The 13,672-nt window shown below is 68.8% G+C and carries 10 protein-coding genes and 1 pseudogene; 5 read left to right on the forward strand and 6 right to left on the reverse strand.

Translation table 11 applies throughout. The features are described from left to right. On the reverse strand, positions 1 to 1,251 hold a 1,251-nt coding region (locus Q0X16_RS05345; protein WP_297831581.1), incomplete at its 3' end, for a UvrD-helicase domain-containing protein. A gap of 61 nt (positions 1,252 to 1,312) precedes the next feature. Between Q0X16_RS05345 and Q0X16_RS05350 the strand changes: the two genes are divergently transcribed. Further along, complete coding sequence (locus Q0X16_RS05350; RefSeq protein ID WP_297831584.1) at positions 1,313 to 1,933, forward strand: thymidine kinase; 621 nt, start codon at positions 1,313 to 1,315, stop codon at positions 1,931 to 1,933. Here Q0X16_RS05350 and Q0X16_RS05355 read toward each other — a convergent pair. The 3 genes from Q0X16_RS05355 to mutM all read right to left on the reverse strand — a co-directional run bounded on the left by Q0X16_RS05355 (position 1,922) and on the right by mutM (position 6,236). Further along, positions 1,922 to 4,759, reverse strand: coding sequence for a serine/threonine-protein kinase (locus tag Q0X16_RS05355; protein WP_297831587.1), 2,838 nt, complete (start codon positions 4,757 to 4,759; stop codon positions 1,922 to 1,924). The genes Q0X16_RS05350 and Q0X16_RS05355 overlap by 12 nt on opposite strands. Positions 4,760 to 4,779: 20 nt before the next feature. Beyond that, positions 4,780 to 5,361: an ECF-type sigma factor gene (locus Q0X16_RS05360; protein WP_297831590.1), complete on the reverse strand. Its 582-nt coding sequence runs from the start codon at positions 5,359 to 5,361 to the stop codon at positions 4,780 to 4,782. Between the two features lie 62 nt (positions 5,362 to 5,423). Beyond that, a complete protein-coding gene (gene mutM / locus Q0X16_RS05365; RefSeq protein ID WP_297831592.1) occupies positions 5,424 to 6,236 on the reverse strand; it encodes a bifunctional DNA-formamidopyrimidine glycosylase/DNA-(apurinic or apyrimidinic site) lyase in 813 nt (270 codons plus the stop codon). A gap of 47 nt (positions 6,237 to 6,283) precedes the next feature. Between mutM and Q0X16_RS05370 the strand changes: the two genes are divergently transcribed. Continuing rightward, the gene (locus tag Q0X16_RS05370) at positions 6,284 to 6,622 is read left to right on the forward strand and encodes an EF-hand domain-containing protein (protein ID WP_297831595.1); all 339 of its coding nucleotides are present in this window, start codon (positions 6,284 to 6,286) and stop codon (positions 6,620 to 6,622) included. 45 nt (positions 6,623 to 6,667) lie between these two features. Here Q0X16_RS05370 and Q0X16_RS05375 read toward each other — a convergent pair whose 3' ends face one another. Continuing rightward, complete coding sequence (locus Q0X16_RS05375) at positions 6,668 to 8,230, reverse strand: DUF418 domain-containing protein (RefSeq protein WP_297831598.1); 1,563 nt, start codon at positions 8,228 to 8,230, stop codon at positions 6,668 to 6,670. A gap of 173 nt (positions 8,231 to 8,403) precedes the next feature. After that, positions 8,404 to 10,509 carry a M13 family metallopeptidase gene (locus Q0X16_RS05380; protein ID WP_297831601.1) on the reverse strand — a complete coding sequence of 702 codons (2,106 nt, stop codon included), beginning with the start codon at positions 10,507 to 10,509 and terminating at the stop codon, positions 8,404 to 8,406. Positions 10,510 to 10,667: 158 nt separating this feature from the next. Here Q0X16_RS05380 and acs point away from each other — a divergent pair, with 158 nt between their 5' ends. The 3 genes and pseudogenes from acs to Q0X16_RS05395 all read left to right on the forward strand — a co-directional run. Further along, positions 10,668 to 12,614 carry an acetate--CoA ligase gene (gene acs, locus Q0X16_RS05385; protein ID WP_297831604.1) on the forward strand — a complete coding sequence of 649 codons (1,947 nt, stop codon included), beginning with the start codon at positions 10,668 to 10,670 and terminating at the stop codon, positions 12,612 to 12,614. Between the two features lie 113 nt (positions 12,615 to 12,727). Next, positions 12,728 to 12,997, forward strand: coding sequence for a YcgL domain-containing protein (locus tag Q0X16_RS05390; protein WP_297831607.1), 270 nt, complete (start codon positions 12,728 to 12,730; stop codon positions 12,995 to 12,997). Then, positions 12,990 to 13,672 (forward strand): annotated as a pseudogene (locus tag Q0X16_RS05395) (hypothetical protein); the annotation flags it as partial. The gene Q0X16_RS05390 and the pseudogene Q0X16_RS05395, both read left to right, overlap by 8 nt.

The following is a 13,672-nucleotide window of genomic DNA, read 5'->3' on the forward strand; positions in this document are numbered from 1 at the left end:
GACGCCGCGATTGGGCGATTGCACCGCGCGCAGGAAGGCGGCGTCATCGTCCGGGTTGGCCAGCAGGCGCAGCCAGGCCAGCGCGTCTTTCACCTCGCCGCGATCGAGGAAAGCGGTGCCGCCCGAGAGGTGGTAGGGAATGCGCAACAGCTGCAGCGCCTTCTCCAGCGCGCGGCTTTGGTGATTGCCGCGGAACAGGATGCAGAACTCGCTCCACGGCGCCTCGTGCTTGCGGGCGATGAACTGGATTTCGGCGGCGACCTTGTCGGCCTCGTGGGCGGCATCGCGGCATTCCCAGACGCGGATGCGCTCGCCGTCGCCGGCGTGGCTCCACAGCGACTTCGGGTGTTCGTGCGGGTTGTGCGCGATCAAGGCATTGGCCGCCCGCAACACGCGGCTGGGGCAGCGGTAGTTCTGCTCCAGCTTGATGATCTTCAGGGTCGGGTAATCGCTGCCCAGCGCCAGCAGATTGTCGGGATTGGCGCCGCGCCAGGCGTAGATGCTCTGGTCGTCGTCGCCGACGCAGGTGAACTGGCCCGCTTCGCCCGCCAGCGCCTTGAGCAGGCGGTACTGGGCGTCGTTGCTGTCCTGGCACTCGTCCACCAGCAGATAGCCGATGCGTTCGCGCCACGCCGTCCGCGCCTCGGCGTCGGTTTCAAGCAATTGCAGCGGCAGCCGGATCAGATCGTCGAAATCCACCGCATTGAAAGCGGAAAGCCTTTGCTGATAACGCGCATACAGCGCCGCCGCTTCGCGTTCGCGGGTGCTGCGCGCCGCCGCAAGGGCCTGCTCGGGGGACAGCCCGGCATTCTTGGCGCGGGAGATCAGCTGCTTCATCGCCTCGATGGCGTCCGGTTTGCTGCCCGGCGGCAGCAGGTCCTTGACCTGGGCGCTGGAATCGTCGGCATCGAAAATGGAAAACCCGCGCCGCAGGCCGAGCTTGGCATGATCGATCTGCGCGATCTTCAGGCCCAGCGCGTGGAAGGTGCAGACGGTGAGCGCCTGCGCCGCCTCGCCCTTGACGCGCCGCGCCACGCGCTCGCGCATCTCGCGCGCGGACTTGTTGGTGAAGGTGATCGCGGCGATGCGTTTGGCCGGATAGCGCCCGGATCGCACCAGATGCGCGATCTTCTCGACGATGACGCGGGTCTTGCCGCTGCCGGCGCCGGCCAGCACCAGCAGCGGACCGTCGTCGTGCAGGGCCGCGGCACGCTGGGGCGGATTCAGGCCGTGGAGGGGGTCGAAGGACACGCCGTCATTGTCGAAGCATGGGCGCGCACTTGCCAGCCTTGCGCGCCGTTAGAATCCATGCATGGCCAAACTGTATTTCTATTTCTCGGCGATGAACGCCGGCAAGACCACGACCTTGCTGCAGAGCGCGTACAACTACCGCGAGCGCGGGATGCGGGTGGCGATCCTGACGCCCCGGCTCGACGACCGCGCCGGCAGCGGGACGGTGGCCTCGCGCATCGGCCTGCGATCTCCGGGCGTCGCGTTCGAAAGCGACGCGGATCTGCAACGGATCGTCGAGGCCGACATCGCCGCCGGCGGACCCCTGCACTGCGTGCTGGTGGACGAAGCGCAGTTCCTGACCAAGCCGCAGGTGTGGCAGCTGTCGGAAGTGGTCGATGCGCTGAAGATTCCGGTGCTGTGCTACGGCCTGCGCACCGACTTCCGCGGCGAGCTGTTCGAGGGCAGCCAGTACCTGCTGGCCTGGGCCGATGAACTCGTCGAAATCAAGACCATCTGCCACAGCGGCAAGAAGGCCACCATGAACATGCGGGTGGACGACAACGGTCGCGCGGTGCGCGACGGGCCGCAGGTGGAGATCGGCGGCAATGAGCGCTACATCTCGGTTTCGCGCGCCGAGTTCAAGAAAGTGATGCGCGGCGAAGGCACGATCGAACCGTTGCAGGCGCCGCTACCGCTTTGACTGTCCCGCTTTCGCAGCCAACGCCTGGGTTACGCCGACGCAGGCCTCGCGAATGCGCCGGATTTCGCGCGGCACCGCGCCGCCTTCGGGCAGGGCCAGCTGCATCTGCGAGAGCACCGTATCCAGCTGGGCGCGGGCGACGTCGCCATCGCTGCGGCACTGGGCTTCGGCCGCATAGGCACCCGCCAGCCACGCCGCCTTGTGCTGTTCGATGTCGCCTTCGCTGCGCTGACTCTGGGCGGTGAGCTGCGCGATCGCGGCGCCGTCGCCATCCTGCGCCCGCAGCCGCGCCAACGCGATCTCGGCGCGGCGCGTGTGGGAATGGCCCTTGCGATAGCCCCGCTGCGTCACGCGCACGGCCTGCTCCAGCGCCGCGCGTGCCGCTTCGCGCTGGCCCAGCGCGGCGAGGATTTCCCCGCGCAGGCGTTCGCCGTCGCCCACCAGTCCGTTGTCGACGCCGAACTGGCGCGCCCGCAGCTGGATGGCTTCGAGCACCGCGTCCAGCGCCTCGCGTTCACGCCCGTCGGAGTGCAGGATCATCGCGAGGTTGTACTGGCCATTGGCGATCTGCCCCGGGTTGCCGGATTTGCGCCAGGCCGCGACCGCCTGCCGCTCGAAGCGCAGCGCGCGCTCGCCGTCGCCGCGCTCCCAGGCGACGATGGCGAGGTTGTTGTAGGCGCGGGCCATGTCGGGGTGGTTGGGATCGAGACGCGCGCGCATCCAGGCGGTGGTGTCGAGGAAGATGGTCTCGGCCTCGTTGAACCGCCCCAGGTCCACGTACAGCGCCGCCAGCTGGCGGTTGGCGTCGATGGTGGTGCGATGGTTGCGTCCGTGCAGTTCCTGCGCCAGTGCCAGCGAGGCGCGGCAGTCGCGCAGCGCGGCGTCGAAGGCGTCGGTCGCGCGTTCCAGCACGCACAGCGAGCGGCGCATGTCGATCGCCATCGGATGGTGGTCGCCGGCGCGCTGGCGGAGCTGGTCGAGCGCGGCGGTGAGCGTGCGGATGGCGGCCTCGGGCTGTCCGGCATCGGACTGCAGTGTCGCCAGGTCCAGCTGGGTCTCGGCGACGCCGCCCACGTCGTTTTCCTTGCGCCGAAGTTCCAGCGCGCGGGCGTACAGGCGCTTGGCGGCATCCGCCTCGCCCAGGTCGCGGCGGCAGCGGCCGAGCTGGGAATAGAACGTGGCGACCACCAGCGCCAGCTGCAGTTCCTCGCGGCGGGCGGCGGTTTCCAGCGGCTGCATCTCGTTCGTGCACAGCACGGGCTCGCCCAGCTCCTGGTGCACGTTGCCGCGCAGGGTCGCCGCTTCCAGCCGCAGGCTCGCCGGCGCGTCCGGCAGCACGGCCAGCAGCTTCGCCTGCCGCTCCAGCAGATCGCCGGCCTCGCGGTAGTCGCCCAGCCCGAGGCGCAGCCGCGCCACAACGCCGTAGAGTTCGGCGCGCGCCTGCGGTTGCCGCGCCAGGCTGCGTTCGCCGCGCAGGATGCCCATGTCGAGCAGGCTGCGCACGTCGATCGGCGTGTTCGCCGAGCTGCCGGCGTCCTCGAACAGTTCGGTGACGAAGTGCTGCATCGCCTGGGCGCGGCCGGCTTCGCGCAGCGCCCGCTGCGCCTGCCAGGTCACCAGCCCGAGCGCCGCCACCAGGACGACGAGGATGGTGCTGGCGGTCGCCAGGCCCCAGCGGTGGCGGTAGAGGTATTTGCGCAGGCGGTAGCCGACGCTCTCGCCGCGCGCCTGCACCGGCCGCCCCCGCAAATGGCAGCCGATGTCCTGCGCGAGCGCCTCGACCGAGGGATAGCGCTGCGCGGGTGCCTTGGACAACGCCTTGAGGACGATGTTGTCGAGGTCGCCGGACAGCAGCTTGGACAGGCGCGATGGCGAGTACGGACGCACCCGTTCTGCGCTCGCGCGGGAGGCGGCCAGCGACGGCCGCTGCGGCTCGCCTTCGATGATGGCCTCTTCCCACTCGGCGTCGGTCTCGCGCTTGAGCTGGTAGGGCTTGCAGCCGGTCAGCAATTCGTACAGCACCACCCCGAGCGAATACACGTCGGTCATGGTCGTCACCGGCTCGCCGCGAATCTGCTCGGGCGCGGCGTAGTGCAGGGTGAAGGTGCGCACACCGGTGCGGGTCTGCTCGACCGGCACCGGCTCGGCGTCGAGCAGCTTGGCGATGCCGAAATCCAGCAGGCGCACATGCCCGGCCGGGGTGACGAGGATGTTGGACGGCTTGAGGTCGCGATGGACGATCAGGTTGGCGTGCGCGTGGCTGACCGCCTCGCACACGTCGCGGAACAGCGCCAGCCGTGCGGGAATGTCGAGTTGGCGCGACTGGCAGTAGCTGACCAGCGGCTCGCCTTCGACGTATTCCAGCGCAAGGTAGGGCTGGCCGTCCGGACCGGTGCCGGCATCGAGCAGGCGCGCGATGTTGGGGTGCTCGAAGCGGGCGAGGATTTCGCGCTCGCGGATGAAGCGCTGGTGCAGGCGCGGATCGGCCAGACCCGGCCGCAGCAGCTTGAGCGCAACCTTGCGTTCGTACAGGCCATCGGCGCGTTCGGCCAGCCACACCTGCCCCATGCCGCCTTCGCCGAGCAGCCGCTCCATCCGGTAGGGCCCGATCCGCGCACCGGGGATCGGACCGTTCGGCAGCGACAGCGCCGGGGTGTCGAGAAACTCCGGCGCCTCGGCGTCGAGCTTCAGGAGGTGTTCGAGCTCGTCGGCCAGGCCCGCGTCCTGCGCGCGCAGGGTCGCCAGATGCTCGGCGCGCGCATCGGGTTCCAGCTCGAGCAGGGCATCGAGCAGCGGGGAAAGGCGCTGCCAGCGTTGGCTGTCCATGCCGCCCGGCTCGGCGGCGCTCAGGCCGCCGGCGCCTCCCGCAGCGAGGCAAGCAGGTACATGCGCGCCTTTTGCCAGTCGCGGCGGACGCTGCGCTCGGAGCGTTCCAGCAGGGCCGCGATTTCCAGCTCCGAGAGGCCGGCGAAATAACGCAGTTCCACCACCTTGGTCAGGCGCGGATCGACCGAAGTCAGCTGCTCCAGCGCCCGGTCGAGGCCGAGCATGTCCTCGTCGAGGCTGAAGCCGCCCTCGATGTCGTCGGGCAGATCCGTCACCCGATGCAGGTCGCCGCCACGCTTTTGCGCCAGCCGCTGGCGCGCGTAATCGACGATCACCGAGCGCATCGCCGACGCCGCATAGGCGAAGAAGTGCGAACGGTCGTCGAACTGGACCGAGCCAGGATCGCGGCCGATCAGCTTCAGGTAGGCCTCGTGCACCAGCGCCGTGGCGTCCAGCGTGTGCCCCTGCTGCTGGCCCGCCAGCTGGCGGCGCGCCATGCCGTGCAGCTCCTGATAGAGCGTAGCGAGCACGCGATCCATCGCCTCGCGGTCGCCGTCGCGCGCGGCATCGAGCAGAACGGTGATCTCGCCGGAAGCAGACATTCTGGATCGGAATGGCCTGTGGATTGGGCACTATAGCGAAAGCGGCACGGGGTCGCCCGCTGTCAGTGCTGGCAGCGCGGACACCAGACCGTTGCGCGCTGGCCGATGCGGGCCGACTTGAGCGGTCGGCCGCAGCGCGGGCAGGGCCGGCCGGCGCGGCCATAGACGGACAGTTCCTGCGCGAAATATCCGGGTGCGCCGTCCGGATGGATGAAATCGCGCAGGGTGGTGCCGCCGCGTTCGATGGCATGGGCAAGGATCGACTGCGCCGCTTCCGCCAGCGCCGCGTAGCGCGCGCGCGACACCTGCCCGGCTGGCCGCAGCGGCGCGATGCCGGCCAGGAACAGCGCCTCGGCGGCGTAGATGTTGCCCACGCCCACCACCACCGCCTGGTCCATCAGGAAGCTCTTCACCGGCACCTTGCGGCCGCGGCTGCGCTGGAACAGGTAGTCGCCGTCGAACGCCTCCGACAGCGGCTCCGGGCCCAGCCCGGCCAGCAGCGGGTGGCAGGCACCCGCTGCCTGCCACAGCAGGCAGCCGAACCGGCGCGAGTCATGGAAGCGCAATGCGTGGCCGTCATCGAGGACGATGTCCACGTGGTCATGGGCGCGCACGGGTGCGTCCGCCGGCAATACCCGCAGGCTGCCGGACATGCCCAGGTGCAGCAGCGCGCTGCCGGCCTGCGTATCCAGCAGCAGATATTTGGCGCGTCGGCGCACCGTTTCGATGCGCTGGCCCGGCAGCCGCATTGCCACCTCGGGAGGGATCGGCCAACGCAGATCCGGACGTCGCAGCAGGATGCGCGCTACCGACCGGCCTTCGACGTGAGGCGCAAGTCCGCGACGGGTGGTCTCGACTTCAGGCAGTTCGGGCATGGCGCATGATGCCGCATGCGGGGTTGCTTCCGCTCTATGATCGGCAGATGAAAACGCTCCCGGGAATGTCGCTCTGCTTGCTGGTCCTGCTGCCGACGCTGGCGGCGGCGCAGGTACGACGCACCGACGACTACCTTGCGCGGATGGACAAGGACGGCGACGGCAAGGTATCCCTTGCCGAATACCTCGATTGGATGGGCTATGCCTTCGCGCGCATGGACCGCAACGGCGACGGCGTGCTGACCGCCGACGAGCTGCCGGGCGGCAGGGGCCAGCCGATCACCCGCGAAGCGCACCGTGCGCAGCTGACCGAACGCTTCCGCAGGCAGGACCTGAACCACGACGGCAGCCTGAGCGTGAAGGAACTGGCCGCCCCACCGCAGTAGCCGTCTCCTGACCCGTCGCGGTTTTTTCGCAGCGGCAGGTGGCGGTCAAGCCCGGCCGTAGGTCAACCTGCGCCAGACCCATTCCATCGGGCCGAAGCGGAAATACCGCAGCCATGCGGCGCTGAGGATGACCTGCGCGCCGAACAGCGCGAAACAGAACACCGCCTGCTGGGCCCGCGGCATGCCCCAATGGCCCAATCCGTAGCCGTAGAAAAACAGGCTGCACACGATCGACTGCAGCAGGTAATTGGTCAGGGCCATGCGGCCGACCGGTGCCAGCCACGACAGGCAGGCCTTGCCGGCCGCGCTTTGCCAAGCCAACAGCACCAGCGACAGATACCCCAGCGCCAGCGGAAGCGCGCCCAGCTGATGAAGCAGGTTTTGGAGGCGGAAAGCCTCATCGTCGGCCTCGGCAACCCGGGTCAGCGGCAGGACAGACGCACTGCCCAACGTGACCAGCAGCCCCAGCGTCAACCCGATGCCGCACAGCCACCGCAGCTCCGCCAGATGGCGCTCCGGTTGCATCGCGATACCGGAGCCCACCAGCCACATGCCGATCAGGAACACTGCGAAGTAGGAGGTCGTCCAGCCTGCATGGGCGGCATCCTCGATCCAGCTCTCGGCACGCAGCGCCACCGCTTCCGCATAGCTCCCTGACGTCAGCACCCGGATCTGCCGAGCGCTGTTCTCCTGCACGTCCCGGTCTCGTTGCTCGGCTCGTTGCTGCTCCTGCGCGGTGGGTGGCGCGGAGGAATGCAGCTTCACCGCACCCGCCAGCGCGGCGGCGATCATGAAAATCGAAAACCAGGCGACGCCGAACTGCAGTGGCCTGCGCTCCGCGGGTTCACGCCGCTTCCATGCCATCCACGCCAGCAAGAGGAACTCGAACCCGAGCACGATGACGAAGACGAAATCGGAGATCTCGGAGGGACTCCCGGTGGCAAGCGCAACGATCGAAACCCCGATCGGGAGCAGCAAGCCCAGCGCAGCCAGCAGGCTCGGCGTCAGCAGCCATTCGCGGCCCAGGCGACGGAAGCGCAGATCGCCGCGGATATAGAGCCCGGACAGCCCGGCCATCAGCAACAGCGCCAGGTAGGAAAGCACTCCGGGATTCCGGAACAGCAGCGCCAGCAGCACCAGCGCGGCTGCGGCCAGCAGGCCATCGCGCAGCCTGCCCAGCAGCGCCAACAGCAGGAACAGCGCCGTGAAGGCGTAGCCGGTGAGGATATCGCCCTCCCAGATCAGGATTCCGTGGATCACGCCGAACAGCAACAGCAGCAAGGTGCGGCGCAGGTAGGTGCGGACAAAGCCGCGGCCTGCCACCGGCGCGCGCTCCAGCATCATCGCGAAGCCCATGCCGAACAGCAGCGAGAACAGGATCCAGAATTTGGTGCGCACGAGCAGGTAGATCAGCAGATCCGCGCCGCGGTCGATTCCGGTGCTTGCCGGATCGAGGCCCACGGACAGGGAGGCGTAAGCGCGATTGAACAGCTCCACGTTCATCAGCAGGATGCCCAGCAATGCGAAGCCGCGCAGGGCATCGATCCAGGGCAGCCGCTGGCGCGGCGGGGTGGGGCCGGCGGGTGCGGGCGCGGCGGGTGTGGACATGCTCGACCATCCTGCGTGTCGGGGCGTTGCGAATGCTCATGCTGGATGCGCGGCACCCGCTTGCCGAGCAAACGTCGGCCACCACGAAATCCGGTCAGGTCGGGAACGTCCCGCGCGAGAACGAGGACACCGGCCAGCGGCCGGCGTCCTGCTGCGCGCGGGAAGGCGATGCCTTACCAGATCTTCACCCGGTCCTCGGCCTTGAGATACAGCTTCTGCCCGTCCTGCACGTTGAACGCGGCATACCAGGCGTCGAGGTTGCGCACCGTCAGCGCGCGCCACTGGCCGGGGGCGTGCTCGTTGCCGACCACCTGCGCGCGCAGCGCGGCCTCGCGGGTCTTGGTGCGCCAGGCCTGAGCGAAGGCGATGAAGAAGCGCTCGTCCCCCGTCAGGCCGTCGATCACCGGCGCCGGCTTGCCGTCCAGCGACTTGTGGTAGGCGGCCAGCGCCGCCTGCAGGCCGGAGACATCGGCGATGTTCTCGCCCAAGGTCTGCTTGCCGTTGATGTGCAGGCCCGGCAGCGGCTCGTAGGCGTCGTACTGCGCGGCCAGCCGGTCGGCGGCCGCCTTGAAGTGGGCGGCGTCTTCCGGCGTCCACCAGTTGTGCAGGCGGCCCTGGGCGTCGAACTCGGCGCCGAGGTTGTCGAAGCCGTGGCTGATCTCGTGGCCGATGATCGCGCCGATCGCGCCGTAGTTGGCGGCCGCGTCGGCCTTGGGATCGAAGAACGGCGCTTCAAGGATGGCGGCCGGGAAGTTCATCGCGTTCTGCAGGGGCAAGTTGACCGCATTGACCGTCTGCGGGGTCATCCACCACTCGCCGGCGTCGGGCGCCTTGCCCAGCTTGGCGCGCTGGTGGCGGTACTCGAACTCCTCGGCGCGCAGCGCGTTGCCCAGCGCGTCGTCCGGCTTGATTTCGAGCGTCGCATAGTCGCGCCACGCGTCCGGATAGCCCACGCCCACGCGCATGGTTTCGGCTTTTTCCTTGGCGGTCTTCTTCGTTTCCGGCGACATCCAGGTCAAGCCATCCACGCCTTCGCGGAAGGCGGCGAGGATGTTCGACACCATTTTCTCGACTTCCGCCTTGGAACTGGCCGGGAAATACTGCCGGACATAGAGCTGGCCGACCGCGTCGCCGAGGTCGCGGTTGGTGGCCGCCAGCGCACGCTTCCAGCGATCGCGCTGGGCGGTGGTGCCGGCCAGTTGGGTGCCGTAAAAACCGAAGTTCAGGTCGGCATAGGGCTTGGGCAGCAGCGAGGCGTAGTGGTTGAGCGCGTGGAAGCGCAGGTAATCCTTCCACGCCGCCAGCGGCTGGCTGGCGACCAGCAGCGAGAGCTTGCGGATCGCCTCCGGCTGCCAGGCGATCAGGGTCTTCTGGTCCGCGAGTCCGGCCGCCGTGAAATAGGCGTTCCAGTCGATCCCGGGCGCGTGCTGCGCGAAGTCGGCGACCGGCCACGGATTGTTGGCCTTGTGGATGTCCTGGGTGTCGACGATCGGGGCCTGCGCCTGCGCGATGCGCATTTCCAGATCGAAGATGCTCTTGGCCTTGGCCTCCGCGTCGGGCGTGCCGGCCTGCTTGAGCAGCGCCAGGATGTAGGCCTTGTAGGCGTCGCGATTGGCGACCATCGCCGCATCGTTGGACAGGTAGTACTCGCGGTCGGGCATGCCCAGCCCGCCCTGCAGCAGATAGCCGAAGTTCTGCGAGTGATCGTCGAGGCCGGCGGCCACGAACAGGCCCAGCAGGTTTTCGGTATAGAAATTGGTCGCGTTGATCGGATCGACGTCGGCGCGCAGCGTGGAGCCGAGATAGCGCGACAGGCCCGAGAGGTCGTTGATGCCGTCGATGGCGTCGAGGCTGGGCTTGAGCGGCGTCAACCCGTTCGCCTCGATGGCGGCCTCGTCCATGAAGGCGGCGTAGTAATCGACGATCTTGCGTTCGTTGCTGCCGGCGGCCGGGTTCTCGCGCTGCAGGCCCTGCACGAGGTCGGACAGGCGCTTTTCGGCGCGCTCGAACACGGTGTAGAACACGCCGGTGCTGGCGCGGTCGGCGGGGATCTGGGTGGCTTCCTGCCAGCGGCCGTTGGCGAACGCGTAGAAGTCGTCGCCGGGCTTGACGCCCTTGTCCATGCCGGACAGGTCGATGCCGGCGGTCGGCGCCGCGGGGGCGGTCTGCGCCGAGGCCGGCGCGTTGGCCGAAGGCTTGCAGGCGACGAGGGTGACGCTGGCGACGGCGCACAGCAGGGCCAGCGCGAGCGGGGCGGGCCGGCGGATGGGATTCTTCATGGGCGGTTCCATGTCCAAGGGCGGTGGGGGCAGGATGAATCGCGCGGGAAACGGCGCCAGTGCCGATGGTTGGGCGTCGGCGTGACGCGATCTTAACCCCATCGTTGCCCTGGCTGCGGCACACTGCGACGCATCCAGCAGCGCAGCGGAGGGTTTCGATGGACAAGGACTTTTATCCCGTCACTCCGGAAGCGGCGGCCGCGGCCAACCTCGATCGCGCCGGCTACCAGCGCGAATATGCCGAATCGATGCAGGATCCGACCGCATTCTGGACCCGCCAGGCCAAACGCCTGGACTGGTACCGCTTCCCGACCCGGATCAAGGACGTCAGCTACGCGCCGGAGGACTTCCACATCCGCTGGTTCGCCGACGGCGAACTCAACGCCAGCGTCAACTGCCTCGACCGCCACCTGGCCGAGCGCGGTGACCGCGTCGCGCTGATCTTCGAGCACGACGACCCGGCGCTGCCGGCGGAGTCGATCACCTACCGCCAGCTGCACGCCCGCGTCTGCCGGCTCGCCAATGCGCTGCGCAATCTCGGCGTCGGCAAGGGCGACCGCGTCACCATCTACCTGCCGATGATCCCGGAGGCGGTGGTTGCGCTGCTGGCCTGCGCCCGCATTGGCGCGATCCACATGGTGGTGTTCGGTGGATTTGCGCCCAACTCCATCGCCGACCGCGTGGGCGACTGCGGCAGCAAGCTCATCATCACCGCCGACGAGGGCCTGCGCGGTGGCAAGCGCATCGCGCTGAAGGCCAACGTCGATGCCGCGCTCAAGTTGCCCGGTACGCAAAGCGTCGAAACGGTGCTGGTGGTGCGCCACACCGGCGGCGCGGTGGACATGCAGATGCCGCGCGACCGCTGGTACGACGCCGTGGTCGACGGCCAGCCGGACACCTGCGAGCCCGAGCGCATGAACGCCGAGGATCCGCTGTTCATCCTCTACACCTCCGGCAGCACCGGCAAACCCAAAGGCGTGCTGCACACCACCGGCGGCTACCTGCTGTGGTGCGCCTACACCCACGCGCTGAGCTTCGACCTCAAGGACGACGACGTCTACTGGTGCACCGCCGACATCGGCTGGGTGACCGGCCACAGCTACATCGTCTACGGCCCGTTGGCCAATGGCGGCACCGAGGTATTGTTCGAAGGCGTTCCCAACTACCCGGATTTCTCGCGCTTCTGGCAGGTGGTCGACAAGCACCGGGTCAGCATCTTCTACACCGCGCCGACCGCGATCCGTGCGCTGATGCGCGAGGGCGACGGCCCGGTGAAGGCGACCTCGCGCACGAGCCTGCGCGTGCTCGGCAGCGTCGGCGAGCCGATCAACCCCGAGGCCTGGCGCTGGTACCACGACGTGGTGGGCGACGGCCGCTGCCCGGTGGTCGATACCTGGTGGCAGACCGAAACCGGCGGGACTCTGATCAGCCCGATCCCCGGCGCCAGCGACCTCAAGCCCGGCTCGGCCACGCGCCCGCTGCCGGGCGTGCGTCCTGGGCTGGTCAACACCGAAGGCCGCCTGCTCGAAGGCGAGGCCGAGGGCAACCTGGTCATGCTCGACTCCTGGCCCGGACAAATGCGCACCGTCTACGGCGACCACCAGCGCTTCATCGACACCTACTTCAAGACCTACCCCGGCATGTACTTCAGCGGCGACGGCTGCCGCCGCGATGCCGACGGCTTTTACTGGATCACCGGTCGGGTGGATGACGTCATCAACGTCTCCGGTCACCGGATCGGCACCGCCGAGGTGGAAAGCGCGCTGGTGCTCCACCCGAAGGTGGCGGAGGCCGCGGTGGTCGGCTTCCCGCACGACCTCAAGGGCCAGGGCATCTACGCCTACGTCACCCTCAAGGCCGGGGAAACGGAAAGCGACGATCTGCGCAAGGAGCTGATCGCCTGGGTGCGCAAGGAAATCGGCCCGATCGCCACGCCCGATTTCCTGCAGTGGGCGCCGGGCCTGCCCAAGACCCGCAGCGGCAAGATCATGCGCCGCATCCTGCGCAAGATCGCCGAGAACGAGCCGGAAAAGCTGGGCGATACCACCACGCTGGCCGATCCGTCGGTGGTGGATTCGCTGGTGAGGAACCGGAGGGACGCGTAGGGGTGGCGCACGCCTGGGTCCCTCGCGGCCCGCCCCGGCGGTATCCACGGCGCGCGCTTTCCCGCACAATTCCGGTCTGCGAACTTTCGAAGCGGCCCTTCCCCCGGATCGCGATGCTGGCCTACGTCTACAAAAGCCTGCGCAAGCCCGACACCTACGTGTACCTGGCCGAGCGCGACGGTTTCACCCGGTTGCCCGAGCCGCTGCGCAGCCAGATGGGTGCGCTGCGGTTCGTGCTGGAAGTCGATCTGGTGCCGAACCGCAAGCTGGCCAGCGAAGACCCCGAGGTGGTGCGCGCCAACCTGTCCGGACGCGGCTTCCACATCCAGTTCCCGCCGACCGTGGACGATCCGATGACGTCCGACTGGGGCACCGATGGCTGAGCGCTCGCCCGCCCTCGCGGTCGGACTGCTGCTGCTGGCGCTGGTTCTGGCCGGCGCCGGCTGGCTGGATCCGCGTGCGGCCGCGGTGCTGGTCTGGATGGCGCAGATTCCGGCTGCGCTGGGTGTCGCCCTGCTGCGCCGCAGCCGCAGCCACGCCAACCTGTGGGCCGATGCCGGTCGGCTGACGCTGCTGTGGGGCGGGGGTTTCCTGCTCGCGGGCGCGCTGCTGGCCTGGCCGCTGTGGCAGCTTGACGCCGCCCCCTCGCTGGGCGGTGCGCTGGCGCTGGGGGGAATGGCGGGCATCGTTCTGGTAGTGCTATGGACCGGATGGCCGCGCTGGCTGCTGCTGGAACGTCGCGGCGGCAGCGCCGCCGATCGCCACCGCGAAGAACAGGTTCAAGAGCGCGCCGCCTGGAGCGGTCTGCTGCAGGTGGCACTGCCCGCCTTCATGGTTCTTGCCGGCGGCCTGCTGCTGGCCTGGCCAGAGCTGCTGACCGGCAGCGTGCGCGCCGGCGGCAGCGCCTTTTACGCCCTGCTGGTGCCGATGCTGCACTTCGCCCTGCAGTCGGCGCCGGCCGCCCAAGCGCCGCTGGGGCTGCCGTCGTGCGGCCTGCCGGTGGTCGATCTGGTATTGCCGGAGGCGCCAACCAAGGAAGAAGCGACTGCCGTCGACGC

Source organism: Thermomonas sp. (assembly GCF_025993755.1).
In the GTDB taxonomy this organism is placed as follows: domain Bacteria; phylum Pseudomonadota; class Gammaproteobacteria; order Xanthomonadales; family Xanthomonadaceae; genus Thermomonas.

What these genes read in the sequence shown, in the direction of transcription:
- Q0X16_RS05350 (WP_297831584.1), top strand. Translation starts at nt 1,313, where the DNA reads ATGGCCAAACTGTATTTCTATTTCTCGGCGATGAACGCCGGCAAGACC.
- Q0X16_RS05355 (WP_297831587.1), bottom strand. Translation starts at nt 4,759, where the DNA reads ATGGACAGCCAACGCTGGCAGCGCCTTTCCCCGCTGCTCGATGCCCTG.
- Q0X16_RS05360 (WP_297831590.1), bottom strand. Translation starts at nt 5,361, where the DNA reads ATGTCTGCTTCCGGCGAGATCACCGTTCTGCTCGATGCCGCGCGCGAC.
- mutM (WP_297831592.1), bottom strand. Translation starts at nt 6,236, where the DNA reads ATGCCCGAACTGCCTGAAGTCGAGACCACCCGTCGCGGACTTGCGCCT.
- Q0X16_RS05370 (WP_297831595.1), top strand. Translation starts at nt 6,284, where the DNA reads ATGAAAACGCTCCCGGGAATGTCGCTCTGCTTGCTGGTCCTGCTGCCG.
- Q0X16_RS05375 (WP_297831598.1), bottom strand. Translation starts at nt 8,230, where the DNA reads ATGTCCACACCCGCCGCGCCCGCACCCGCCGGCCCCACCCCGCCGCGC.
- Q0X16_RS05380 (WP_297831601.1), bottom strand. Translation starts at nt 10,509, where the DNA reads ATGAAGAATCCCATCCGCCGGCCCGCCCCGCTCGCGCTGGCCCTGCTG.
- acs (WP_297831604.1), top strand. Translation starts at nt 10,668, where the DNA reads ATGGACAAGGACTTTTATCCCGTCACTCCGGAAGCGGCGGCCGCGGCC.
- Q0X16_RS05390 (WP_297831607.1), top strand. Translation starts at nt 12,728, where the DNA reads ATGCTGGCCTACGTCTACAAAAGCCTGCGCAAGCCCGACACCTACGTG.